The following is a 23235-nucleotide window of genomic DNA, read 5'->3' as shown; positions in this document are numbered from 1 at the left end:
CATGGCCCGCTTCGTCACCGCCACCCTCAACAGCGCGATCGACCGGATCATCCGGATCGAGCGGTGGACACCAGGCATCGACATGCGCGGTCCAGCAGTCGTCGAGTGCCTGGGGGGCAAGGGCATGGACAGTGCCGTCGCCCTGACCTGCATGGGGCAGGAGGCCACCGGGGTGGTCAACGTGGCCGGGCCGGCCGGCGACCGGGTGATCGCCCTGGGGCAGGGCTACGGCATCGACGTGCGCCCCGTGCGAGTCGGCGGCTCGACGCGTGAGTCGCACGTCGTGGTCGAGACGGCGACCGGTGAGATGAGCCACATCACCTGCGGGACGCTCGAGACCACGGCCACCGGTTTCGAGGAGTTCGCCAGGACGCTGCGGCGGGCACTCGACGGCGCCGCCTTCTTCATCGCTTCCGGCAGCCTGCCGAGGGGCCTGGGGCCCGAGGCGTACGAGCAACTCGTCGACCTGGCCGGCGAGGCCGGGGTGCCCGCCCTCGTGGACTGCTCCGGGCAGGTGCTCGTCGAGCGCGCAACGGCGACCGATGCCGTCGTGAAGTGCAATGACGACGAGTACGCCGAGGCCTTCGGCCTGGCGTCCGCATCCGGTCATGGCATCGAGGCCGTGGTGACGGACCTGCGGGAACGGCTGTCCCGGTCGGGCTGCTCGGCGTTCATCGTCACCTGCGGGGCGGAGGGCCTGCTCATCGCGACGAAGGACCAGATCGTGCGGGCCGTCGCCCCACGGCAGCTCGCGGTCAACGCCGCAGGAGCCGGCGACTCGGCTTCGTCGGCCGTGGCCTGGCGCCGGGCGCTGGGCGACGACTGGACCGGGACCGCGCGATGGACGGCAGCCGTCTCGGCCGCCGCGGTGCTCACCCTGCGAACGGGCGAACTGGACCTCGAGGTGGCGGAACAGCTGCTGCCTCGGGTCTCCGTCGCCGTCCTGTGAGGAACAACGACTGAGAGGACCACGATGACCGCAGCCATGACGTCCATCGCCGTGACGGGCGCGGAGAGTCTCACCGCCGTCGAAGCCCCGGTGCCTGCTCCTGGCCCGGGGCAGGCGCTCGTCCGAGTGGCCTACTGCGGCATCTGCGGCTCCGACGTGCCCCGTTACTTCGATGGCGCGGTGCACGCCTTCCCGCAGGTACTCGGCCACGAATTCTCCGGGGCGGTCGCCGCAACCGGCCCGGGCTGCAGCACACCGGTGGGCACGCGCGTGGCGGTCGCCCCGCACATCCCGTGCGGGCGGTGCGGGCAGTGCCGTGACGCCAACCCGACGCTGTGCGAGAACCACTCGTTCATCGGTTCCCGCGGGCCGGGGGCGATGGCGCAGTACGTGCTCGCTCCGGCCGAGAACCTGGTGCCGGCCGGCGTGCTCTCGCTGAGATCGGCGGCACTCGTCGAACCACTGACCGTGGCCCTGCACGCGGTGGACCAGGCGGACGCCGGTTCCGGCATGCGCGCAGTGGTGCTCGGCAGCGGCGTGATCGGCCTGATGACGGTGCTGTCGCTGCGCGACAGGGGTGTCGACGACGACATCACCGTCGTCGACATCAACCCGTGGGTGCTCGACGTGGCCCGCACGATGGGTGCGAGCCGGACGATCAACTCGGCGGAACAGGACGTGGCAGAGGCCCTCTCGGGCGAGCCCGCCCCCGAGCTGGTCATCGAGACGGCCGGCGCTGCTGCCACGATCCGTCAGGCCCCCCGGCTGGCGGCCGGGCGCGGGCGGATCGTCCACGTCGGCAAACCGACCCGGCCGTTCGAGATGGACGTCGACGCCTTCGAGCAAATCCTGCGCAAGGAGCTCACCGTCAGGGGGTCATGGCTGTCGTACTCCAGCCCGTTCCCGGGCCGGGAGTGGACCGATGCGGTGCGGGTGCTGGCGAATGCCCCGGCCCCGCCGGAGAGCATCGTCACCCACGAGTTCGGGCTCGACGAGGCGGCGGCCGGTTTCGAGGTGATGCGCGAGACCGGCGCCGAACGTCTGAAGGTGATGTTCCGCGTCTTCGGCGAGGACGTCTGATTCCGCGCGCCCATGGTGCGGCGAGCCACCGCCCCTCGACCAACGATAGCTTTCGATGTATCGTCGGTGGCGTGATCCGGCTGTCCCAGAGCCGGACGAGGAGAGGAGCCATCATGTACTCGACATTCCCCACGGGTGGGCGTCCGGGGCGCCGGGGCCGCCGCGACGACAGGATGTCCCCCTTCGAGGCGATCGAGGAGCAGCTGAGGGGTCTCGCCGCCCCGCGGGGCGGACGCGCCGGGCGCGGCGACGTCCGGGCGGCCGTGCTCGCGCTGCTGTCCGAGGAGCCGATGCACGGCTACCAGATCATCCGGGAGATCACCGAGCGCAGCGCCGGCGTGTGGAAGCCGAGCGCCGGGTCGGTGTACCCCACGCTGCAGATGCTGGCCGACGAGGGGCTCGTCGAGGTGAGCGAGCAGGACGGCAAGAAGGTGTACAGCCTCACCGAGGAGGGCCGCAGCCAGGCGGAGGCGGCGAGCGGAAGGCCGGCGCCCTGGAGGACGGCGGCCGAGCAGGACGTCCCCGAGTCCATGGTGCTTCCGCGGGCCACGATCCGTCTGGTGCAGGCCGTCGCCCAGGTCGCGACGAGCGGCACGGCGGTGCAGGCCCGCAACGTCACCGATGTGATCGACGAGGCGCGCCGGAAGATCTACACCATCCTTGCCGAGGACTAGTGGAGGGCCGAGCCCGGGGGCCGGCGCCAGCGGAGGTCGCATGAGTGGCAGCAGAAGCCTTCGGGCCCGTTACCGGCGCATCCTGGGCTACTTCGCGCGGCTCACCGCGCAGCTGTGGTTCTTCGACGCGGTGCTGCCGCGCCTGGGGCTGCGCAGACTGGCCGAACGGGGCCGCGAGAAGCGCCTGCGCACCGCTGCGGTGCGCTTCCACGCGCTGGCCGCCGAGCTCGGCGGGCTCATGATCAAGCTCGGCCAGTTCATGTCGACCCGCCTCGACGTGCTGCCGGCCACCGTCACCGACGAGCTCTCCGGCCTCCAGGACGAGGCGCCGCCGGTGCCCCTCGACGCGATCCGGCGGGTCGCCGAGGCGGAGCTGGGCCTGCCCCTGTCGGAGGCCTACGAGGAGTTCGAGGCCGAGCCGCTGGCGGCCGCCTCGCTCGGGCAGGCGCACCGGGCGCGGCTGGCGCGCTCCGAGGCCCGCGACGTGGGCTTCCGGGACGTGGTCGTGAAGATCCAGCGTCCCGCCATCAAGGAGGTGACCGACGTCGACCTGGCGGCCCTGCGCAGGGCGGCCGGCTGGATCGCCCGCTACCGGCCCATCGCCGAGCGCACGGACATGCCCGCACTCGTCGAGGAGTTCGCCCGCACGACCGCCGAGGAGCTCGACTACCTCAACGAGGCCGGCAACGCCGAGCGCTTCGCCGAGTCCTTCCAGGACAGCCCCCAGGTGGGCTGCCCGTCCGTCGTGTGGGAACGGACGAGCCGGCGCGTCCTCACCCTGTCCGACGTGACGGCCATCAAGATCAGCGACGTCGAGGCCATCGAGGCGGCCGGCATCGACCGCAGGGAGGCCGCCTTCGCCGTGGCCGACGCCTACATCGAGCAGGTCTTCAACCAGGGCTTCTTCCACGCCGACCCCCACCCCGGCAATCTGTTCATCACTCCCCTGCCGCCCGCCCAGGCCGCCGAGGCGGGCCGGGGCTGGCGACTCACCTTCATCGACTTCGGGATGATGGGCGAGGTGCCCGACAACCTGCGCGACGAGCTGAAGGAAGTCGTCGTCGCGGTGGGACTGCGCGACAGCCACCGGCTGCTGGGCTGCATGAAGAACCTCGGCATGCTCCTGCCCTCCGCCGATCTGGCGCTCGTCGAGCGCGCGGTAAGCCAGCTCTTCGACCGCTTCGGCGGCATGAGCCTGGCCGACATGCGCACCGTCGACCCGAAGGAGTTCGTGGCCTTCGGCATGCAGTTCCGCGAACTCATGGCATCGATGCCGTTCCAGCTGCCCGAGAACTTCCTGCTGCTCATCCGCGCGGCCTCACTCATGAACGGGCTGTGCGTCGAGCTCCACCCGCAGTACAACCTGTGGGACTCGGTGGAGCCCTACGCCCGGAGTCTCGTGGAGGGCACGCCCGGCTCGCAACTGGGTGTGGTGCTCGATGAGTCGAAGTCACTGGCCTCGCTCGTCGTCGGGTTGCCGCGGCGCATCGACCGCGTCCTCACGATGATCGAACGAGGCCAACTCAGCGTACAGACCCCGGACACGCTCCACGAGATCCGCCGCTCCGAACGAACCCAAGGCCGGATCACAGCGGCCATCATGTTCGCCGGACTGCTCATCGGTGGCATCATGCTGCGCGACAGCGAACCAACCTGGGGAACCGCCATGACGGCAGTCTCACTACTACCCCTCGGCAGAGCCCTGCTCAGCGGACGAGCACCCCGGGCAAGACGAGGCCCACCCCGCCCCCTCGTCAGGACTCCCGAGGAGAGCCACACGCCTGAACGATGAAACTCAAATGCGTCCACATCTCACACGGATCGAGCCGGTTCACGTCCTCGATACCGCCCGTGCCCAGGATCGGCACGTATCCGAAGCAGTCGTCGGGGTCGGGGATGCCGTAGCGGCAGACCGCCTGCCGGTACATCTCGGCGCCCAAGGCCCGGTTTCGGAAGTCGTTCTCGTGCAGCAGGTTCAGAAGCTGCTCGGCATCGGACCCCAGCTCGCCGGTGGTCCCGTGCCGGTAGTCGTACTGCACGAACCGGCCGGCACGCCAGTAGATGACGTCGCACAGCACCGTGGTGAAGACCGGCACCATGTCGTCGCCGACCGGGGCGGCACGTTGCAGCTTATCCACCGCATGCGCCGGGTCGACCAGTCGCACCAAGCCGTCATCGAGGTAGCCGGTGCCGAACCGGCTCCACAGGGATCCAATCGCCTCGGGCACGAGCGGCCGGTAGTGGTCCAGCACCTGGTCGTCGAGCCGTTTCACCCGGGTCACCTTCTCGCGGCTGCGCCCGAGGCTCGACAGCCAGGCAGGGGTGCGCAGGTCATCGCGGGGGAACAGCTGCAGTTCGCGAGCACAGTCCTGTGCCGTGTAGGGGGGATCGAGCTGGGGTTCCCGACCGGGGTCCACCCGCATGCTCATGCGGAAGCTCCCGCCGTCCATGACGAACTTGGCATAGGTGAACGCGCCACGCCCGGGCTCGGCCAGCGCACCCCGCAACGCGACCATCATCTCGAACAGCTCGGCAGGCACCACATTGTCATGAGGGCGATTGTCGTGGTACGAACGGATCCAGCCGCTGCGACGGTCACCCACCGCCTGCACCATGACCTGCAGGTATTCGGCCCGGTTCGCCCGCATCCACTCGGCGAGCCCATCGTGCAGGGCCTTGACCATCGCCGCCTGGGCGTCCGGGCCCACATTGAACTCACTCATTTCGGCACTCCTCTCCCCCGGCCCACAGGCCGGGCACTCCTCTTGTTCCCGACAACAAGTCAAGCTTATTCACACGGGCCCTCATCAGAAGCGTTGCCCCCTGTCATACCCGTACCTGCCGGCGCCGTGAACAAACCTCGGCACCCAGACGCTACGCCTCGTGCGGCAGCGGGTGGCTTATGTCCATACCCTCAGGCAACACAGACGACAAATCAACACCAGCCCTCACAAACGGGCGCAAGAGAACCTCGACAGCCCACGCAGGCAGCCGATCAGCAATACCCACAATGTACGGCGCAATGGACTTCGCATCACGAACACCACCCCGCGTATACCGACCAACAACCTCATCGTCATACCGTGGGCGATACCGGTCACCAAGAGAAGACAGAGCCTTGTTGACGGTGGCAGAAATACTTATCTTCTTGCACTCTTGAAGAGCCTTAATACTTTTAGCAAGGTCGTTATTTTTCTCCACCTCACCCACGACAACCCACTGATCATGGGACATGGAGTCCATCAACCCGACAAACGCCTCAACCTCACGACCACGCCGGCCATACTTCTCCCACGACTCACGCACACGCCCACCAGCCATCACACCGACTCACCCAGCATCTGACGGGTCATCGTCATCATCACCGTGCGGCAACGGGTGGCTTATGTCCATACCCTCAGGCAACACAGACGACAAATCAACACCAGCCCTCACAAACGGACGCAGGAACACCTCAACAGCCCACGCAGGCAACCGGTCAGCAATACCCACAATATAAATCGCAACACCCTTGGCCTCACGAACCCCACCACGCGTATAGAGATCAACAGCCTCCTTGTCATACCGTGGGCGATACCGGTCACCAAGAGAAGACAACGCTTTTTTCACAGCAGCAGAAACACTCACCCCGCGCCATTCTTTATGAGCACTGTAGTACTCATTATCATCACTATTTTCATAAGTCTCACCAACCACGACCCACTGGTCATGAGACATCGAATCCATCAAAGAAAGAAACGTCTCGACCTCACGCCCTCGCGAGCCGTACTTCTCCCACGACTCACGCACTCGCTTACCAGCCATCTCATCTCTCCTTCATCACGGCAGACCAGTGAAATTCGTCGTCTTCCCATTCACACGAAACTCCGTATTCACCCGAACATCACCACGGAGATTATTTGGAATACCTGAAAATGCAGTGCTCATACGACGATTGAAATCATTTAGAATCTCCCTGTCTGACCAGTGTCTGCCCATTGCCGAGTTCGCCGTGTTGCCCGGGACGGTATCGGCGCCGAAACCGGTGAAGTTGTCGGGATTGCCGCCGATCACACGATCGGGGCCGTGCAGGGCCTCGTGGTGGGAGAGCATGTCCTTGGCCTGCGATCTGGCCTGATCAGCCGGCACGCCCTGCTGCTTAAAGGAGTCGGCCAGGTTCCGCTCGGAGCCACGACGGTACCGCGCCGTGTCGAGATCACCCCAGTTCTTGTCATCGGCCCGGGCATCCATGTTCCTCTCGCGGATGTCCTGGGTCAGGTCGTTCATCCCGCGCTCCTGCAAGCCCACCTGACGGTAGGACTCCGCCGTCTCGGGAAGATCGAAACTCTCGGTCACCTTCCGGTTGACCCGCACCACACCGTTGTCGTCGATGCTCACCAGCCCCTTGTCGACGAGCGACTGGATCTGCGGCGGGACGTTCGCGGGATCATCGAGCTTCCCGTTGTGCGTCAGCCCAGAGTCCGACAGCCCCTCGGACGGGTCGACGGTGCCGTCGAAACCACGCCCCCTGTCGAGCCTGGGGTCGCCGTAGATCTCGAAGCCGCCGTCAGGATACCGGTGCAGCGTCGAGCCGTCCTCGAACAGCGTCGTGTACCCGCCGTCGGGGGCCAGCTGGGTGATCTGCGTCGTCCCATCGGCGTGCACCTTCGTGTACAGGCCGTCACCGGCATCGGCGACCATCGTGCCGTCGAGCTGCCGCACGGTGGTGTCACCGTGCTGCACCGTCACGACGCCGTCGGCGTCACGGCTGATGCGCACCGGGTCGGCCCTGCCGCCCTCGATCGACCAGCTGCCGTCCTCGCCCCTGTGCACCGTCGTGCCCTCGGGGGGCGCCGGTGAGCTCGCCGTGCTCGTTGACCGTGAAGTCACCGTCGGCGTGGTGCACCTGCAGGCCCTCCGGCGAGGTCTTGATCGACGTCTCGCCGTCGGCGACGGTGACGTGGCCGTCGCTGCTCTTGGACACGGTCTGGCCGCCATCGTGCGCGACCTCGACGGTGCCATCGGAGATCGTCGCGTCGGGTCGGTCGGGCCAGTCGGTGCCGTTGTCCCAGCCGGGCCGGTCCTTCCCGGACCCGTCATCATGCCCGGACGTGTCATCATGCCCGGACCCGTCACCATGCCCAGACCCGTCACCATGCCCGGACGTGGGGTGCTCAGGCGAACCCGGACCATCGGCGTCATGGCTCGGACCATCCGCCTCAAGAGAGGCACCGGCGTCCTCGCGCGCCGGCTCGTCGTGAGCGGCGGCATCGGTGCGGGCATCGCCCTCGCCATGATCGCCGCCATGGCGGCCCCTGTCCTCACCGACGCGGGTCTCACCGGCTTCGGCCGGGGCATCCGGTTCGCCACGGCGGGCCGGGGCCTCGCCATCGCCGTGCGCCCCGCCCGAGGAACCGGCAGCGTCACCACGGCCGCCGGGGGCATCCGGCCCCTCGGCAGGCGCCCCCGCCTCGGGGGCGCCACCATCGACCGCACCCCGCTTGGCCGCACCGGGCTCGGCGACATCGCCGGCATCGGCCGGGTTGCCGCCCTCACCGCGCCGAGGCTCCTCCGGGGAACCCGCAGGACTCCCCACGTCAGGACGCCCGGGGTCGGCATCCGCAGTGATTTTGTCAGCCCCACCAGAATCGAGCCGCGAGCCCTCACCGGCAGCCGAGCCGCCCGGCCCCATGCCATCACCGGCCGGCCCCCTGCCGGCAGCCGAAGCAGCGTCGGCGGCCGACTCGGCGGCGCGCGCAGGAGCCCCCTCACCAAGATCGGGCACACCGGTCCGCGACGGGCCCCCCAGGCCCGGACCCGCAGCCGAGTCCCCGAGTCCGTCGAGCCCCCGCCCCGCCGTACCGGCCCCGGCATCGGTCAGCGACGGGACGTCGACCCCACCGACATCGGCACGACTCAGGTCAAGACCGGAACCATCCCGCACGGTGACACCATCGACCCTACCCAGATCATGCAACGCACCGTTCTCGATGGCGGTCGCCGCCCGGGACGCCATGCTGACGCCCTCACCGCCGTGGGCGGCAGCATCAGTGACCCTGATGCCCATCTCACCGGCCGCCTTCACGACGAAGGAGCCACCGGGAACAACCATGTCCGCGATGGTCCCCGCGCCGCGCAGGGCCATGCCGCCGGCCTTCGCGGCGGTACTCGCTTCGGCACCGAGTTTCAGAACGCTGCCGGCATCAGCACCGGGGATGAAGAAGGTGCCGATGTTCGTGGCCGAGGAGAAGAGCGACCGCACGCCGTCCTTCTTCCACGCCTCGAACGGGTCATCAGCCGTCAGATCGATGTTCACCAGGCTCGTCACCGTGTTCGCCAGGGTGAGCTGCTTCTTCTCGACGAAATCGGTGAACGAGTTCTCGACGCCAGCGAGCCGCATGACAGCTGCCACGTCGGAGAGCGGGGAGCCGGCGACGACAATCGACAGGCCCAGGTTGCCCAGAGACGACCACGCCTGCCCGGCGTGGCTCCAGTCGCCCCACTCGCCGGTGCGCGGGTTGTAGCTGATGAGCGATCCGCCGCCCTCGAGCAGGCCCTTGATACCGTCACCCACGCCCAGCACGGCAGACTCGCCGCAGTTCTTCGCCTCGTACTCGGTCTTCTTCCCCCAGGGCAGGCTGTCGAGCTGGTCGAGCGCCTCGCCCGTGACGTTGGTGGGCTGCTGCTCGAAGCACTGGTCGGGGATCAACCCGTGCAGGGTGTTCACGCACTGGTTCTCGGCGTTGATGATCTTGGCGACCTGGTCGTTGATCCGGGCGAACAGTTTCGTGTTCTCATCGCAGAGCGTCGGCGAGTCCCACCAGTCCTTGTGCTCGGTCGCGGCGCTCTGCGTCGACGTGAAAGAGCCTGCGCCGTAGCCGCCGACATAGGTGGGTGTGCTGGCAGCCGGGACGTCCACGCCCTTGAGTGCCCTCGCGCGGAACTCGGTGACGTCGGCCCGTACCGCATCGAGGTCGGATTTGATCCCATCGAGGTCGCTGGCGAAGGTGTCCATCGCGTCGGCGGCGCTGCTGAGGGCGGACTTCACCGTGTCGGCCGCGGTCGCAGCAGGGTCCAGCAGGCTGTAGACGGTCGCGGACTCGGGCGCCTCGTAGACGCCCGCCGTCTGCAGGCCGGTCCAGGCCGTCTTCATGCCGTCCGTGTTGTCCCCGACCGAAGTGCCCATGTCGCGCAGATCCTTCGCCGCGTTCGTCACGTAGCTCGTGTCGATCTTCGGGATCATCTCGGGGTCGACCAGGGCATCCGACATGCGAACCGCCTCCTACAGGGGGTGGGAATGGTCAGGGGGTTTGAAGTGTGGGGGTCATCGTCCGCGCGTCTCGCGGGCGAGGGGCGGGGTCACGAGCCGAGCACGTTGTGCTGCTCGAAGAAACTGAAGTCACCGGTCTGGGCGGCCGTGGACATCTCGGTCTGGAAGGTGGCGGCCATGTCCTCGTTGCCCTGGTTGTAGGACACGGTCGCGCTCGCCACCCCGAGGATGCCGGCCTGCACGCGATTGCCGATCGTCGTCAGCTCGTCGCTCAGCGAGCTGATGAGGTCGTTGACCGCACCGGGCACCGCGCCGGTCACCGTGTTGACGCTGGCCGACCCCTCGGTCATCCCGGCGGTCAGACAGTTCGACAGATCGGTGAACTTGTCCTCGCTCAGACCCGTCTGGAACTGGTCCGCATAGGTCTTCACATTGTTCAGGACGGTCTGCACCTGCGCGCCGTCGATACTCCAACTGCTCATCGTGTCACTTCCGTTCCAAGAGACGTCCACCCAGCCTGCGCGCCAGCTCGGCGCAGATCGCCCGTCCGGTGCGGGAGTGGGCGTAGGGCAGTGCTATGTCGGTCCACACCTGGCCCGCCCGGGCGTCCTCGACCGTCCACGCGACCTCGCGGGTCGCGGCCAGCCGCCTGGGCGGCCACCAGATGAGGACGCCGTCGTTGTCGTGGTCGCGGAGCAGGCAGGATCCGTCGACCAGTTCGTGCAGGTCGCCGCCGGGGATGACGGCGGTGACGGCCGCCTCCCAGTCCTCCCGGGTGGGGACGGCGGTGCTCAGCAGGACGAGTTCAACGGCCATTGCCGCCTCCGCTCCCGTCCAGCCCGAGGGCGTGACCGAGGCCGGGCAGCCCGACGGCACGGAGCACGCCGCCGAGCTGCCGCCAGGGCGCGTCGTCGCCGGAGAAGGGCACGAGCACGGTCGGCAGCAGCGAACGGCCCAGGCGGATGCCGCCGTGCCGGGTGACGATCTCGTCGACGTCGAGCCCGGACTCCTTGACCGCCCACGGGCCGGCCATGATGCCCAGCGGGTATTCGGGGCGGCGCGAGCGCAGGTGCTGGTAGCCGTCAGGGTCGTCGTCGATGAGGGTCGTCGTGGCGATCACCGGGGTGAATGCCTGATGCACCCGGCGCAGCACGGCCGTGGACAGGTCGACCGCCCGCCCGACGGCCTCGTCGTAGGGGCCGATCGGCACGGTGCCGCGCAGGTGCTCGCTCAGGCCGGAGGCGCCGCGCTCGTACTGGAGCGTCGCCACCGCGCCGGGCGCGGGCGCCGAGAGCCGGTAGATCGGCGAGCTCGGCATGTGCCGTCGGGCATCCATGGTGAGCGCCTGCCGGTCCCACGGGTGGTTGAGCGGCTCGGTGGAGCCCCGCAGGTCGGGGGCCGGGGCGCCGAGCGTCGCGAAGACGAGTTCCGCCAAGGCGCCCACCCGAAGCTCCTCGGTGGCCCGGTGGTGCACCGTGATGTCGAAGCCGACGGCGCCGACCGCCCGCGGGTCGACGCCGGGCATGTCGAGCCTGGGCAGGCGGCTCATGGCGACGGGGTCGTCGAGCCGCTCCAGCGTGTCCAGGTCATGGCCGGTCAGGGCGTCCATCATGTGCCTGTCGGCGCGCATCATGACCCACGAACCCGACGAGGCCGCCATCTCGAGGCCGAGGAAGCGGCTCAGGGCCGCGTCCTCGTCGGTGACGATGACGGGGCGCACCCGCTGCATGCGGGCGAGCAGCAGGAACTGCCCCAGCGCAGGGCTCAGGTCGAGGCGCTTCCGGCCGCTGTGGTAGACCACCGCGTTCGGGGCGACCCCGTCGATGACGGGCAGCTCGCCGAACCGCAGGGGCGCCTGCTCGCCGGTCACCGGTGCGGTCACAGGTGGACGGCGCTGCCGGCCCGCTGGAGGGCGGTCTGGGCGATCGAGTCGGACTCCTCCAACGCGCTGACCAGCAGGTGGATGATCTGACGCACCTCCTGACCGGCCTTGTTCCAGTTGTCCTCCAACTGGTGCATCTGGTCGGACACGCCCTCGGCCTCATAATTCGCCATGAGGGTCTTCACGTCGGCGTCGTGCGCGTCGAGCACCGCGAGCAGCTGGGCCGCCGAGGCCTTCATGTTCGCCCCAGCGGTCTGGGAGTCGGCGATGTTGTAATCATTGCGATCAGCATCGTTCACATTGTCAAAACCAGAGTAATCCACGACAGCACACTCCAAACAAATACCGAGAAAACAAATATCGAGACTTGTTCACAGCCTCAATGAATCAGATTGCGGGCAGGGGTTTCATCGCCCGCCGAACCTCCTGCGAACAGCCCTCGCAGAACAGATGTCAGGCGGGGGATCCCATGCAGAAACCCTGCCACGAACCAAGCGGGGCGCCTGCCGGTGAGTCCATCCGGTGAGCCCATGGAACGGCGTTCTGCACAAGCCCCGAGGACGAACACGGACAGAGGACCGGGGAGCGGGACGGCCACGAAGAAGCGGGCCCGGGCGGCGGGGCGGTCCGGGAGGCCGTCAGACGTTGCGGGTCACGGCCGCGTCGAAATTCGCGCCCGCCTGACTGCTGCTGAACGCCTCGGTCGCCTGCTCGCTGTGCTGCTGGAACGCCTTGTCCTGCTCGTTCGTCGAGCCGAGAATCCCCTGAAACGAGGTGTTGAGCATGGCGGCCACCGCGTTCGCGCTCTGCTTGAACGAGTTGAACGACGCCTTGACCGGCCCGTTCATGCTCTTCGCGACCGGCTCGGCGGACTGCACGAACGCCATCACCATCGCGCCGAGATCGCTGCTCGACGCATCGATCTTCTTCGCATGATCGGCCAGCGCCGTGCCCTGCATCGAGAACTTCATACCCATGACCGACTGAGGCCTCCTTCGAACTGACCCGGGACGCGTCGGGCCCCGGGCGGGGTGGGCTGGAACCGCCCCCACCGGCGGAGCGGCCGCAACAGACCGGCACACTACCGGCCCGGCGCTCCCCGCGGCAGCGCCTCCCAGCCCGAGCACACCCCTAGAAAACCCCCAGATGCACCCCTAGGTGACCGACGAATACCTTACCACAGGGCATTTCGCCGCTGTCGTCGACGTGCCCCTGCTTGGGATGCAGACCGGCGGCCGGTTCGACGCCCATGACCGGTTAGTCTGAAACAGTCCCCATCCCCCAGGAAGAGGTCATCATGCCGGCCACCGTCCCCACCATCGTGTGCGGACGCTGCGGCACGCCCTTCGTCAACACGGCGGTCTGCGGCAACTGCGCCCACCCGACCACCGCCACGTGGCCCTTCGACACCGAGGAGTGGCGCACCCGACTGCGCCCGGCCGGCCAAGAGCGCATCACCCTGGCGCTCGTCCTCGACGCCCTGTGCCTGCTCGCACCGGCCGTGGCCCTGGTCGTCGCCGCGACGCGCAGCGACTGGCACCCGTGGGCCGTCGCCCTCGTCGTCGTGACGCTCCTCGCCATGCTCGCCGGCCTCGGCCTGTGGTGCCTGCGCGGCTGGGGCCGCTTCGCCGGTGGCGCGGCCCTGCGACTGCGCACGCTCGACAGCCTCACCGGGCTGGCCCCGGCCCGGCCCATGGCCCCGCGGCGGCTGCTCGTCGCCGACTCCCGGGACGACGATCCCCTCCTCATCACGGTGCCCCACCTGGGCGACACGAGGGCCGCCGCGAAACCGCCCTCGCCGGTGCCCGTCGCCGCACCCCCGGCGCCGCCCGCCCCGCGCCCGCCGGGCTGCTTCGTCGCCACCAGCCAGAAACTGACCCCGCTCGTCGGCCCGCTGCTCGTGGGCCGCTACCCGGTGCGCCAGATCGGGGCCGAACCGCTGCCCACCCTCGAGCTGCCCGACTTCACGCGCACGATGAGCCGCGCGCACGTCCTGCTCGAGAACGAGAACGGGCACCTGTGGGCAACCGACCTCGACTCCGGCAACGGCACCCGCCTCCGACGTCCCGGGGAGCAGCCGGTGGCGATGGTGCCGCGCATGCGCATGCCGATCATCACCGGCACGCGCATCGAGTGCGGCGAGCAGAGCCTGCTCATCACCGATGGCAGGAGGGTCGCATGATCGACCGCGACCGGATCCTCGTCGAGGCCACCCGCACCCGTCGGCAGCGCCTGCTGTCCGCCCTCACCTTCGGCACGCTGCCCGACCGGCGCACCGTCACCAACAACGTCGGCCGGTTCGTCGGCTCGGCGGTGCTGGCCGCCGTGATCGGCGCCGGCTGCCTCGGCGGCTCGTTCGTCGTCAACACCCTGCAGGAGCAGAAGATGTCGACCACCTCGGCGAACTACCGCTCGGCGATCCAGGGCACGTCCACACCCGACAAGGACGCCGGCGTCGACCCGCGCACCGGCTACCCGATCGATCCGGAGACCGGCTGGGCCATGGCCCCCGACGGCCTCGCCTACGACACGCGGAGCGGCTGGCAGGTCGACACCCGCACCGGCCGGCTCATCGACCCCACCACGAAGTACCAGGTGGATCCGGAGACGCTGCAGGTCTACCCGAAGGAGCGCACCTGATGGACTACACGCGCGTGACGGTGCACGGTTCGACGCACCGCGGCGATCTCGTCGTGCCCAGCTCGAAGCCGCTCGTCACCGTCCTGCCCAGGCTGCTCGAGATGCTGTCCGAGACCAGCCCGGGGGGCGCCGGCGTGGCGCTCACCACGTCCGAGGGCGTCCAGCTCGACACGGAGCGCTCCCTCAACGAGCAGCAGGTGCGCGACGGGCAGCTGCTGCTCGTCGTGCCCGCCGACCAGACGCCCCCGCCCCCACAGATCTCCGACCTGGTCGGGGCCATGGCGGACCGGCGCGGCTCGTCCGGGGGACGCTGGTCACTCGGCACGGCCCGGCGCTGCGTCGTGCTGCTGGAGGCCCCGCTCGCCGGGCTGGCCGCCTGGCAGGCCGGCTCGGCGCTTCCCGGCACGACCGCCACCGTCACCGTCGTCCTCGTGCTGCTGGCGATCGCCGCCTGCCGCGCCTGGCGGTCCTGGCCCGCGACAGCGGTCGTCTCAGCCGCCGTCGGCGCCGCCGCGGCGACCGGGGCAGGCGCCACGACCGGGAACGAGCTGTCCGGGGCCCACCCCGTCCTGGTGCCCGCGGCGGCCGGCCTGACCTGCGCCTGGCTCGTCATCGCGCTGGCGCCCGGCCTGTCCGGCGGGCAGCGCCCGATGCTCGCCACCGGGGCGGTCGGGGCCGTCGGCTGCGCGGCACTGCCGGCCCTGCTGGCAATGGGGATGGGAGTCACCGGGGCAGGCGCCGTCATCGCCACGGTGGCCGCCTTCGGGCTCGGCCTGGTGCCCGCAGCGGCTCTCACGCTGTCGGGCCTGACCGAACTCGAGGACGCCGCGGTCGCCGGCCGACCCCCGGGCCGCAGCACCGCCCAGGAGGCCATCGACGCCTCCTTCCGCGCGATGACCGGGCTGACCCTGGCGCTGGCCGTGCTGGTCGCCGGCGGGCTGTGCCTGCTCGTCGGCTCGCATCCCTCCCAGTGGGGCTGGGGCCTGGCCTGCGCGCTGGGGATCGTCATCGTCTGCCGCGCCCGCTTCTTCCCGTTCACCGCGCAGGTCGTCGCGCTGGCCGGCGTCCTCGCCGCCCTGGTGACCGTGCTGCTCGTCGGCGCGCCGCTGGCCGGCCCGCTGCGGGGCCTCATCATCGCAGCCGTCGCCGCGGCGCTCGCCCTCGCCCTCGTCAAACCGGTGCCCGAGCACACCGCTGCGCGGGTGCGCACGTGGGCGAACCTCGTCGAGCTGATCGCGGTCGTCGCCACCGTGCCGCTGCTGCTCGGCCACTTCGGCGTGTTCTCCGATCTGCTGGAGGTCTTCTCCCGGTGATGAAGGCCCTCTCGCTGCTCACCTCGACGCCCGGGGCGACGCTCGACTTCCTGCTCGACGCCAACCGGGCACTGCACGGCGCCGTCCCCTTGGCTCGCCGCGTCGCCGTCGCGAGCCCGGACGGCGGAACCGGCTGCTCGACGGTCGCCGCCTGCGTGGCCACTACGATGGCAGGACGCCACCGGGGCCCGGTGCTCCTCGTGGACGCCGGCCGCAGCGGCCCGGGCGCCTGCGTACGGGCCGGACTCACCGCCGAGGCCCGCCGGCAGGCCGACGAGGAACTGGCCGCGGCCCGCGCCGACGCCGGGGACGACGAACCCCACCCTCCGGCCACACTGGCCGAGGCCATGACCGGCCTGCCCCGCACCGCCTCCGGGCTGGCCTGCCTCGACATGACCCTTGAGCGGTTCCCCGGCTGCCTCGCCCTGCGCGACTGGGCCGACGCGCTGGCGCCCATCGCGCGGTTCCCCGACTTCGTCGTCACGGACTTCGGGGTGCGCGACCGTGACGAGCTGAGCATGATCGCCTCGGCCAACCACGCCACCTGCGTCGTCACCAGCGCCGCCCGCGACCGTCTCACCCGCGCCATCGCCCTGGCCACCTGGCTCGAGGACGAGGGGCACGCACCCCTGGTCTGCATCAACGACACCCGCGGCGGCGTCAGCAGACGCCAGCTGCGCCTGCTCAGCAGGGCCCTGCCGCGCCCGGCCGTCCTGATGCCGCACGACCCGGCGCGCCTGGGCGCCGACCCGGCCCGCAGCACGGCCCTCGGCCAGCGCAGCCGCAACGCCGTCCTCGACCTGACCGCCTCTCTCATGAGCGCCTGCCAGCAGACGCCCGACACCGGAGGGGGCATCACCGCATGAGCCTGCGCATCGTCCACCGCCCCGCCCGCGTCACCGAGCCGCTCACCCGGCCCGAGCCCCGCACGATCTCGTCCCCGCCGAGCGCCGGCGACGGCCCCAACGGCGGCATGTCCACCCAGCTGCTGCTGCCCATGGTGGGCGCCCTCAGCTCGACGCTCATGATGGTCGTCATGCGCAACGGCCAGCCGGTGTACATGCTCATCGCCGCCGTCGTCCTGCTCGTCGCCGTCGTCAGCGGCATCCTCATGACCTTCAGCAGCCGCGGGCAGGCCATCCGCCAGCGCGCCCATCAGCGCGAGCTCTACCTCGACTATCTGGAGGGCATGCACAACGAGCTGGACGTGCAGGTCCAACGGGTGCGCGAACAGGCGGTCACCAGCTGCCCGACGCCGGACGGCCTCATGTCGATCATCACCGACCCGGCGCGCCTGTGGGAGCGACGCATGGGCGACGCGGACTTCCTGTCGCTGCGGGTGGGCATCGCCGACCTGCCGTGGATCCGGCTGAGCATGAGCGACACCGAGTCGCCCATGAACCCGCCCGACCCGGTGCTGGCCGGCGAGGCGCGACGACTCATCGACGGGCACCGGGTCATCGCGGGCATGCCCGTCCGCCTGCCCGCCGACGCGGCGGGCGACATCTCCGTCATCGGCGACCGCGCCGAGGTGCTCAACGCCGCCCGCTCGCTGCTGTCCCAGGCCGCCGCCCTGCACTCGCCCGACGACCTGCAGATCGCGTTGGCCTGCCCGCAGTCGCGCATGGGTGACTGGACGGGCCTGGACCAGCTGCCGCACATGGTCAACGCCCGCCTCCTCGACGGGCCCGTGCCGGCCCGCCGTGTCGCCCCGGACGTCGCATCCCTGGCCCGCCTGCTGGGCGGCGAGCTGACCGACCGCGTCGAGCAGGCCGGCCTGAGCCGCCGCTCGATGACCGCGTCCCCGGTGCACACGCCGCGCATGCTCGTCGTCATGGACGAATGGGGCTCCGACGCCGTCCCGCTGCCGCTGCCCGACAGCGCCTTCGCGCCGTCCGACGTGGGCGTCACCGTCATCCACCTGCTGTCGGACCGGTTGCACGAGCCGAGCGACGTCTCGGCCCGCCTCGCCGTCGGCGCGGACGGGGCGCGCCTGGAACTCATCGGCCACGAGACGACCACGGTCGAATCCATCACCGTCGACCGCACCAGCCGGGCCCGCATGGCCTCGCTGGCCCGCACGCTGTGCCCGCTGCGGCTGCGCCCCGAGGACCGCGTCGAGGAGCAGGAGACGCCGGTCATGAGCGTCCGCCAGCTGCTCGGCATCAGCAGCCCCGAGGACATCAGCAAGACCACCGCCTGGGCGCCGCGCTCGGCCGCCGACTTCCTGCGCGTGCCGATCGGCCTGGACGACCAGGGCGCCCCCGTGCTCCTCGACCTGAAGGAGAGCGCCCAGTTCGGCATGGGCCCGCACGGCATCTGCATCGGCGCCACCGGCTCTGGCAAGTCCGAGATGCTGCGCACCCTCGTCCTGGCCCTGGCCATGACGCACTCGCCCGAGGACCTGTCGATGATCCTCGTCGATTACAAGGGCGGCGCCGCCTTCTCGCCCTTCACCGACCTGCCGCATCTGGCGGGCCTCATCGACAACCTGGCCGACGACCCGCACCTGACCGAGCGCGCCCGCGCCAGCATTCAGGGCGAGGTCGTGCGCCGCCAGCAGATGCTCAAGGACGCCGGGCACCTGGCCTCCATCACGCACTACCGCGAGGCCCGCCGGCAGGGCGCCGACCTGCCGCCGATGCCGCACCTGTTCGTCGTCATCGACGAGTTCGGCGAGCTGCTCACCGCCGAGCCCGAGTTCAGCGAGCTCTTCCTGCAGATCGGCCGGATCGGCCGGTCCATCGGCGTGCACCTGCTGCTGTCGAGCCAGCGCATCGAGTCCGGCAAGCTGCGCGGCCTGGACACCTACCTGTCCTACCGGCTGGGTCTGCGCACCTTCTCCGAGAGCGAATCGCAGGTGGTCCTCGACACGAAGGACGCCTTCCACCTGCCGGCCGTGCCGGGCTACGGCTACCTGAAGGTCGACACCTCGGTCTACCGGCGCTTCCGGGCCGGCTACGTCTCGGGCCCGGTCGAGGAGGCCGAGGTCGAGGCCGGCGAGCAGGTCGAGTTCGCCGAGCCCTTCGCGCTGCCGCTCTACAACACCATCGCCGCCGGCCGGACGAGCGGAGACGTCGAGGCGGCGCCGCAGCTCACCGAACCGGAGGTGGGCCAGAGCTTGGTGGACGCCTGCGTCGCGCGCCTGCGCGACGACGCCCGCACTGTGCACCCGGTGTGGCTGCCGCCGCTGCCCGAGCGCCTGACCCTCAACGACGTCCTCTCGCAGGACGAACCCGACCCCGGCCTGTCCGCGGTGATCGGCCTCGTCGACGACCCCGCGCACCAGTCCCAGCAGCCGTGGCGCCTCGGACTCACGAGGAGCGGCGGCCATGTCGCGGTGATCGGCGCGCCCGGCTCGGGCCGCTCCACCTTCCTGCGCACCCTCACCGCCTCGCTGGCACTGACCCACACCCCCCGGGAGGTCAGCGTCTACGGCATGGACCTGACCGGCGGGGGCCTGGCCCGCCTCGAGGGCTTCCCGCACGTCGGCGGCGTGGCCACGCGCGGCAGCCGGGACCGGCTGCGGCGCGTCGTCGAGGAGCTCGCCGGCATGCTCGCCCGGCGCGAGAGGCTCTTCCAAGAGCGCGCCATCGAGTCGATGACGCACCTGCGTCACCTGCACGCCCAGGGCGCCCTGCCCGAGCTGCCGAGCGCCGACGTCGTCATCCTCGTCGACGGCTTCGGCCTGCTGCGCAACGAGTTCGAGGAGCTCTCCGACCAGGTCAGCGACCTCATCGTGCGCGGCAGCAGCTACGGCCTCCACTTCGTCATCGCGCTCGGACGCTGGAACGAGCTGCGCATCAACCAGCAGTCCCACTTCGGCACCCGCCTGGAGTTCCGCCTCAACGACCCGACGGACTCGGTCATCGCCCGCAAGCTCTCGCAGACGATCGGCGCCGACCAGCACGGCCGGATGCTCACCGACGACAAGCTCTTCGCGCAGCTGTGCCTGCCGGTGCTCGACGACGCAGCCGACGAGGACCTCGGCGAGGCCCTGTCCGAGCCGGCGCAGCGGGTCGCGGGCACCTGGGGCGGCCCGGCGGCGGCCCCCATCCGGCTGCTGCCGGTCTCGCTCGACCCGGCCCGGCTCACGCCGCCGGAGCAGGAGCCGGACGCGGTGCCCTTCGGTGTCCGGCAGGACTCCATGGAGGACGCCTTCTGGGAGCTGCTCGACACCGACCAGCACCTGCTCGTCCTCGGGGACGCCCGCTGCGGCAAGTCCACCCTGCTCCGCACGCTGGCCCGGGGCCTGGTGAGGCGGTTCAGCAGCGACGAGCTGGTCATAGCGGTCATGGACTCCCGCGGCACCGTCCCCGCCGCCATTCCCGAGGAGTACCTGGCCGGCCATGCCAAGAGCACCCGGGACGCCGCGGGGCTGGCCGTCTCGATCGCCAAGGAGCTGGAGTCGCGGACGACGATGCCCCCGGCCGAGCGCGCCGGGGCGCCGCGGGTGGTGCTCATGGTCGACGACTACGACATCCTCAACGCCGGCGGCAGTGAGCCGCTGCACCCCATCGTCCCCTACCTGCCCTCGGCCAGGGACCTCGGTTTCAACGTCGTCCTCACCCGGACGGTGGCCGGGATCACCCGGGCCCTGTACACCGAGGCGATCCAGGGGCTGCGCGACACCGGCGGCACGACCTTCCTCATGTCCGGCGACCGCTCCGAGGGGCAGATCATGCCCCGCGTCTACGCGCAGACCATGCCGCCCGGCCGGGGGCAGCTGCTGCGCCGCGGGCAGCGCCCCGTCATCGTCCAGGCCGCCGGCGAGCCCGGGTCGGCGTCCGGCGAGCACCGGAGCGAGGAGGTCGCATGAGCGCCCGGCCGCTTCTCGTGGCGGGCACGGGAGGGGGCGTCGGCACGACCACCGTCGCCGCACTCGTCATCGCCCTGCTGCGGTCCCGCGGCATCCGCGTGGCGGCCCGCGACCACTCGGGGGGCACGCTCGGCCAGCGCATCACCCCGGACGACCCGGATGCGCAGGAAGCCGGGACCGCGGCGGCCAGCGGCGAGATCCAGGTCACCGATGCGGGCCGTCTGGAGGCCGCCGTCGCCGACGCCCTCGAGGTGCCCGATTTCGCGCTGTGCCTGGTCAACGGTCCCGGTGTCGCCGCGGCACAGGCCGGGCGCGCCGCGGTGGACGGACTGCTCGAACGATTCGGTCAGCAGGCCCGCCGCCGCATCCTCGTCGTGGTGAGCGCCGCCGCCACCATGCGCCGGCACGATGAGCAACTGGCCCGTAGGATCCTGCACCCCGATGTCGAGCTGCCCCGCTCCACCGTCCTGGGGTCCACCGGCCCGATTCGGCTCGACCTGGCGGACAAGACCCTGACCGCGGTGCTCGACCGGCTCGGCGGCCTGCTGGCCGAGTTCGTCCATGCGAGCCCCGCGCCGCCGGAGGACGACTGGCCCACCCGGATCACGCGAATACCGAAGCCGGTCGGCGCGGAACCGGCCGAAGACGCCCCGGCCCAGACAAGCGCGGCCCCCGCCTCGACCGCCCTGCCCGGGTCGGCCGACCCGTCTGAACCGGCCCGCCCCACCACCGCTCCCACGCCCGAGAGCGCACCGGACCCGCCGCACGACACCCCGGCACTCCCCGCGCAGGGCGGCCCGCCGTCGTGGCGCTCGCGGCCGATCGAGTCGCTCCCGACGCTCCCCCCGCGGGGCGGCCCGCCGGCACCAGCGCGCCTCACCGTCGCCCCCGCGCCCGAGAGCCCGCCGGACCCGCCGCACGACACCCCGCCGGACCCGCCGCCCCCCGCGCGGGGCGGCCCGCCGGTGCCCGAGCGCCTCACCGTCGCCCCCACGCGGGGCATCGCGCCCGGCCCCGATGACCCCGCCGAGGCGTCCGACGCCGCGCCCGCCAGGGCGGCCCGCAGGGCGCCGGACCCCGGGGAATGGGACGAGCCGCCGCCCACCGGCCAAGAACGGGCTCGGCGCGGCGACGGGCTCGGTTAGATTTGGGTTCCGGAAGCATCGTCCGGCATGCGCCGCGGGATCCGCTCCCGGCGCGCACCGCACCAGACCCGAGGAGTCCCAGTGACCGGAACCGACGTCATGCAGCAGGCGAGCATCGCCTACCAGGCCATGCTCGAGGTCGTCGAGGCCTCCGAGCCCGCCATCGCCGAGGCCATCCGCCAGGAGCTGGCCGATCAGCGCAACTCGCTGAAGCTCATCGCGTCGGAGAACTACGCCTCGCTCCCGACGCTGCTCGCCATGGGCACGTGGTTCTCCGACAAGTACGCCGAGGGCACCGTCGGGCACCGCTTCTACGCCGGCTGCCGCAACGTCGACACGGTCGAGGCCGTCGCGGCCCGGCACGCCGAGGAGCTCTTCGGCGCCGACCACGCCTACGTCCAGCCCCACTCGGGCATCGACGCCAACCTCGTCGGCTACTGGACGATCCTGTCGCACCGCGTCGAGACCCCCGGCCTGGCCGAGCTGGGCGCCCGGACCGTCAACGACCTGTCGGAGCAGGACTGGGAGGATCTGCGCCGCCGCCTCGGCTCCCAGCGTCTGCTGGGCATGAGCCTCGACGCCGGCGGCCACCTCACGCACGGCTTCCGGCCCAACATCTCCGGCAAGATGTTCCACCAGCGCAGTTACGGCACCGACCCGGTCACCGGGCTCATCGACTACGACGCCGTCCGGGAGCAGGTCCGAGAGTTCAGGCCGCTCATCCTCGTGGGCGGCTACTCCGCCTACCCGCGCCGCGTGAACTTCGCGACGATGCGCGAGATCGCCGACGAGGTCGGCGCCACCCTCATGGTCGACATGGCGCACTTCGCCGGCCTCGTCGCCGGCAAGGTCCTCACCGGCGACGAGGACCCCGTGACCAACGCGCAGGTCGTCACGACGACCACCCACAAGTCACTGCGCGGCCCGCGCGGAGGCATGGTGCTCGTCGACGACGAGTTCGCCGCCGACGTCGACCGCGGCTGCCCGATGGTGCTCGGCGGCCCGCTCGGCAACATGATGAGCGCCAAGGCCGTCGCCCTGGCCGAGGCGAGGACGCCCGCGTTCCGGCAGTACGCCGAGGGCGTCGTGGCCAACGCCAGGGCGCTCGCCGAGGGCCTCCTGCGCCGCGGCGCCACGCTGGTCACCGGCGGCACCGACAACCACATCGTGCTCCTCGACGCGGCCACCAGCTTCGGCCTCACCGGGCGCCAGGCCGAGTCGGCGCTGCTGGACGCCGGCATCGTCACCAACCGCAACTCGATCCCCCGCGACCCGAACGGCGCCTGGTACACCTCGGGCATCCGTCTGGGCACCCCCGCGCTGACGAGCCGCGGCTTCTCCCCCGACGACATGGACAAGGTCGCCGGGCTCATCTGCGAGGCCCTGACGGGCACCAGGCCGGCGACCACGAGCGCGGGCGCGCCCGGCAAGGCCAAGTACGACATGGCCGACGGCCTGGCCGCGCGCGTCCACGCCGAGGCCGA

General features: G+C 70.7%; 21 protein-coding genes. 11 read left to right on the top strand and 10 right to left on the bottom strand.

Features of this window, described 5'->3' with window-relative positions; translation table 11 throughout:
- The first annotated feature begins 1 nt into the window (after window position 1).
- The 4 genes from K336_RS0108530 to K336_RS15490 all read left to right on the top strand — a co-directional run bounded on the left by K336_RS0108530 (window position 2) and on the right by K336_RS15490 (window position 4495).
- Window positions 2-949: a 1-phosphofructokinase family hexose kinase gene (locus K336_RS0108530; protein WP_021796687.1), complete on the top strand. Its 948-nt coding sequence runs from the start codon at window positions 2-4 to the stop codon at window positions 947-949.
- Window positions 950-973: 24 nt separating this feature from the next.
- Window positions 974-2029, top strand: a complete 1056-nt coding sequence (locus K336_RS0108525) for a galactitol-1-phosphate 5-dehydrogenase (protein WP_021796684.1) — start codon at window positions 974-976, stop codon at window positions 2027-2029.
- Window positions 2030-2142: 113 nt separating this feature from the next.
- Window positions 2143-2703: a PadR family transcriptional regulator gene (locus K336_RS0108520; protein ID WP_021796699.1), complete on the top strand. Its 561-nt coding sequence runs from the start codon at window positions 2143-2145 to the stop codon at window positions 2701-2703.
- 40 nt (window positions 2704-2743) lie between these two features.
- Window positions 2744-4495: an ABC1 kinase family protein gene (locus tag K336_RS15490; RefSeq protein ID WP_051245553.1), complete on the top strand. Its 1752-nt coding sequence runs from the start codon at window positions 2744-2746 to the stop codon at window positions 4493-4495.
- Here the strand turns inward: K336_RS15490 and K336_RS0108510 are convergent.
- The 10 genes from K336_RS0108510 to K336_RS0108475 form a co-directional block, all read right to left on the bottom strand.
- Window positions 4458-5411 (bottom strand): T6SS immunity protein Tdi1 domain-containing protein, encoded by a 954-nt coding sequence (locus K336_RS0108510; RefSeq protein WP_162142590.1) that lies wholly within the window; start codon window positions 5409-5411, stop codon window positions 4458-4460. The genes K336_RS15490 and K336_RS0108510 overlap by 38 nt on opposite strands.
- A 166-nt stretch (window positions 5412-5577) precedes the next feature.
- A complete protein-coding gene (locus tag K336_RS18605; protein ID WP_155945044.1) occupies window positions 5578-5937 on the bottom strand; it encodes a hypothetical protein in 360 nt (119 codons plus the stop codon).
- Between the two features lie 96 nt (window positions 5938-6033).
- Window positions 6034-6507, bottom strand: coding sequence for a hypothetical protein (locus K336_RS18600; RefSeq protein WP_155945043.1), 474 nt, complete (start codon window positions 6505-6507; stop codon window positions 6034-6036).
- A 15-nt stretch (window positions 6508-6522) separates the two neighbouring features.
- The gene (locus tag K336_RS18595; protein ID WP_162142589.1) at window positions 6523-7461 is read right to left on the bottom strand and encodes a polymorphic toxin type 15 domain-containing protein; all 939 of its coding nucleotides are present in this window, start codon (window positions 7459-7461) and stop codon (window positions 6523-6525) included.
- Complete coding sequence (locus K336_RS19005; protein WP_162142588.1) at window positions 7445-9898, bottom strand: hypothetical protein; 2454 nt, start codon at window positions 9896-9898, stop codon at window positions 7445-7447. Before K336_RS19005 ends, K336_RS18595 begins: the two co-directional genes overlap by 17 nt.
- Before the next feature lie 143 nt (window positions 9899-10041).
- Window positions 10042-10434: a DUF6507 family protein gene (locus K336_RS0108495; protein ID WP_155945041.1), complete on the bottom strand. Its 393-nt coding sequence runs from the start codon at window positions 10432-10434 to the stop codon at window positions 10042-10044.
- Window positions 10435-10438: 4 nt separating this feature from the next.
- On the bottom strand, window positions 10439-10768 hold the full coding sequence (locus K336_RS0108490; protein ID WP_028706788.1) for a hypothetical protein: 330 nt from the start codon (window positions 10766-10768) through the stop codon (window positions 10439-10441).
- Complete coding sequence (locus tag K336_RS17045; protein ID WP_051245552.1) at window positions 10758-11834, bottom strand: DUF6177 family protein; 1077 nt, start codon at window positions 11832-11834, stop codon at window positions 10758-10760. The genes K336_RS0108490 and K336_RS17045 overlap by 11 nt, the downstream gene beginning before the upstream one ends.
- Window positions 11831-12133 carry a hypothetical protein gene (locus tag K336_RS0108480; RefSeq protein WP_028706787.1) on the bottom strand — a complete coding sequence of 101 codons (303 nt, stop codon included), beginning with the start codon at window positions 12131-12133 and terminating at the stop codon, window positions 11831-11833. The genes K336_RS17045 and K336_RS0108480 overlap by 4 nt, the downstream gene beginning before the upstream one ends.
- A 339-nt stretch (window positions 12134-12472) precedes the next feature.
- Window positions 12473-12811, bottom strand: coding sequence for a hypothetical protein (locus tag K336_RS0108475; protein WP_155945040.1), 339 nt, complete (start codon window positions 12809-12811; stop codon window positions 12473-12475).
- Window positions 12812-13131: 320 nt separating this feature from the next.
- Here K336_RS0108475 and K336_RS0108465 point away from each other — a divergent pair, with 320 nt between their 5' ends.
- The 7 genes from K336_RS0108465 to K336_RS0108435 form a co-directional block, all read left to right on the top strand.
- Window positions 13132-14016: an FHA domain-containing protein gene (locus tag K336_RS0108465; protein WP_028706785.1), complete on the top strand. Its 885-nt coding sequence runs from the start codon at window positions 13132-13134 to the stop codon at window positions 14014-14016.
- Entirely contained in the window at window positions 14013-14474 is a 462-nt protein-coding gene (locus K336_RS19000; RefSeq protein ID WP_051245551.1) for a hypothetical protein, read from the top strand. Before K336_RS0108465 ends, K336_RS19000 begins: the two co-directional genes overlap by 4 nt.
- Window positions 14474-15787, top strand: a complete 1314-nt coding sequence (gene eccD, locus K336_RS0108455) for a type VII secretion integral membrane protein EccD (protein ID WP_028706784.1) — start codon at window positions 14474-14476, stop codon at window positions 15785-15787. Before K336_RS19000 ends, eccD begins: the two co-directional genes overlap by 1 nt.
- The gene (locus K336_RS0108450) at window positions 15787-16653 is read left to right on the top strand and encodes a hypothetical protein (RefSeq protein WP_028706783.1); all 867 of its coding nucleotides are present in this window, start codon (window positions 15787-15789) and stop codon (window positions 16651-16653) included. Before eccD ends, K336_RS0108450 begins: the two co-directional genes overlap by 1 nt.
- Window positions 16650-20606, top strand: a complete 3957-nt coding sequence (locus K336_RS0108445) for a type VII secretion protein EccC (protein ID WP_028706782.1) — start codon at window positions 16650-16652, stop codon at window positions 20604-20606. Before K336_RS0108450 ends, K336_RS0108445 begins: the two co-directional genes overlap by 4 nt.
- On the top strand, window positions 20603-21751 hold the full coding sequence (locus tag K336_RS0108440; RefSeq protein WP_028706781.1) for a hypothetical protein: 1149 nt from the start codon (window positions 20603-20605) through the stop codon (window positions 21749-21751). The genes K336_RS0108445 and K336_RS0108440 overlap by 4 nt, the downstream gene beginning before the upstream one ends.
- Before the next feature lie 99 nt (window positions 21752-21850).
- Window positions 21851-23235, top strand: a 1385-nt coding sequence (locus K336_RS0108435; protein ID WP_051245555.1) for a glycine hydroxymethyltransferase, incomplete at its 3' end; no start/stop codon positions are given.

The sequence above is a fragment of the Propionibacterium acidifaciens DSM 21887 genome, from assembly GCF_000426605.1.
Classification (GTDB): domain Bacteria; phylum Actinomycetota; class Actinomycetes; order Propionibacteriales; family Propionibacteriaceae; genus Propionibacterium; species Propionibacterium acidifaciens.
Note: the sequence above shows the minus strand (reverse complement) of the source record. Positions and strands in the feature narration are given on the sequence as shown.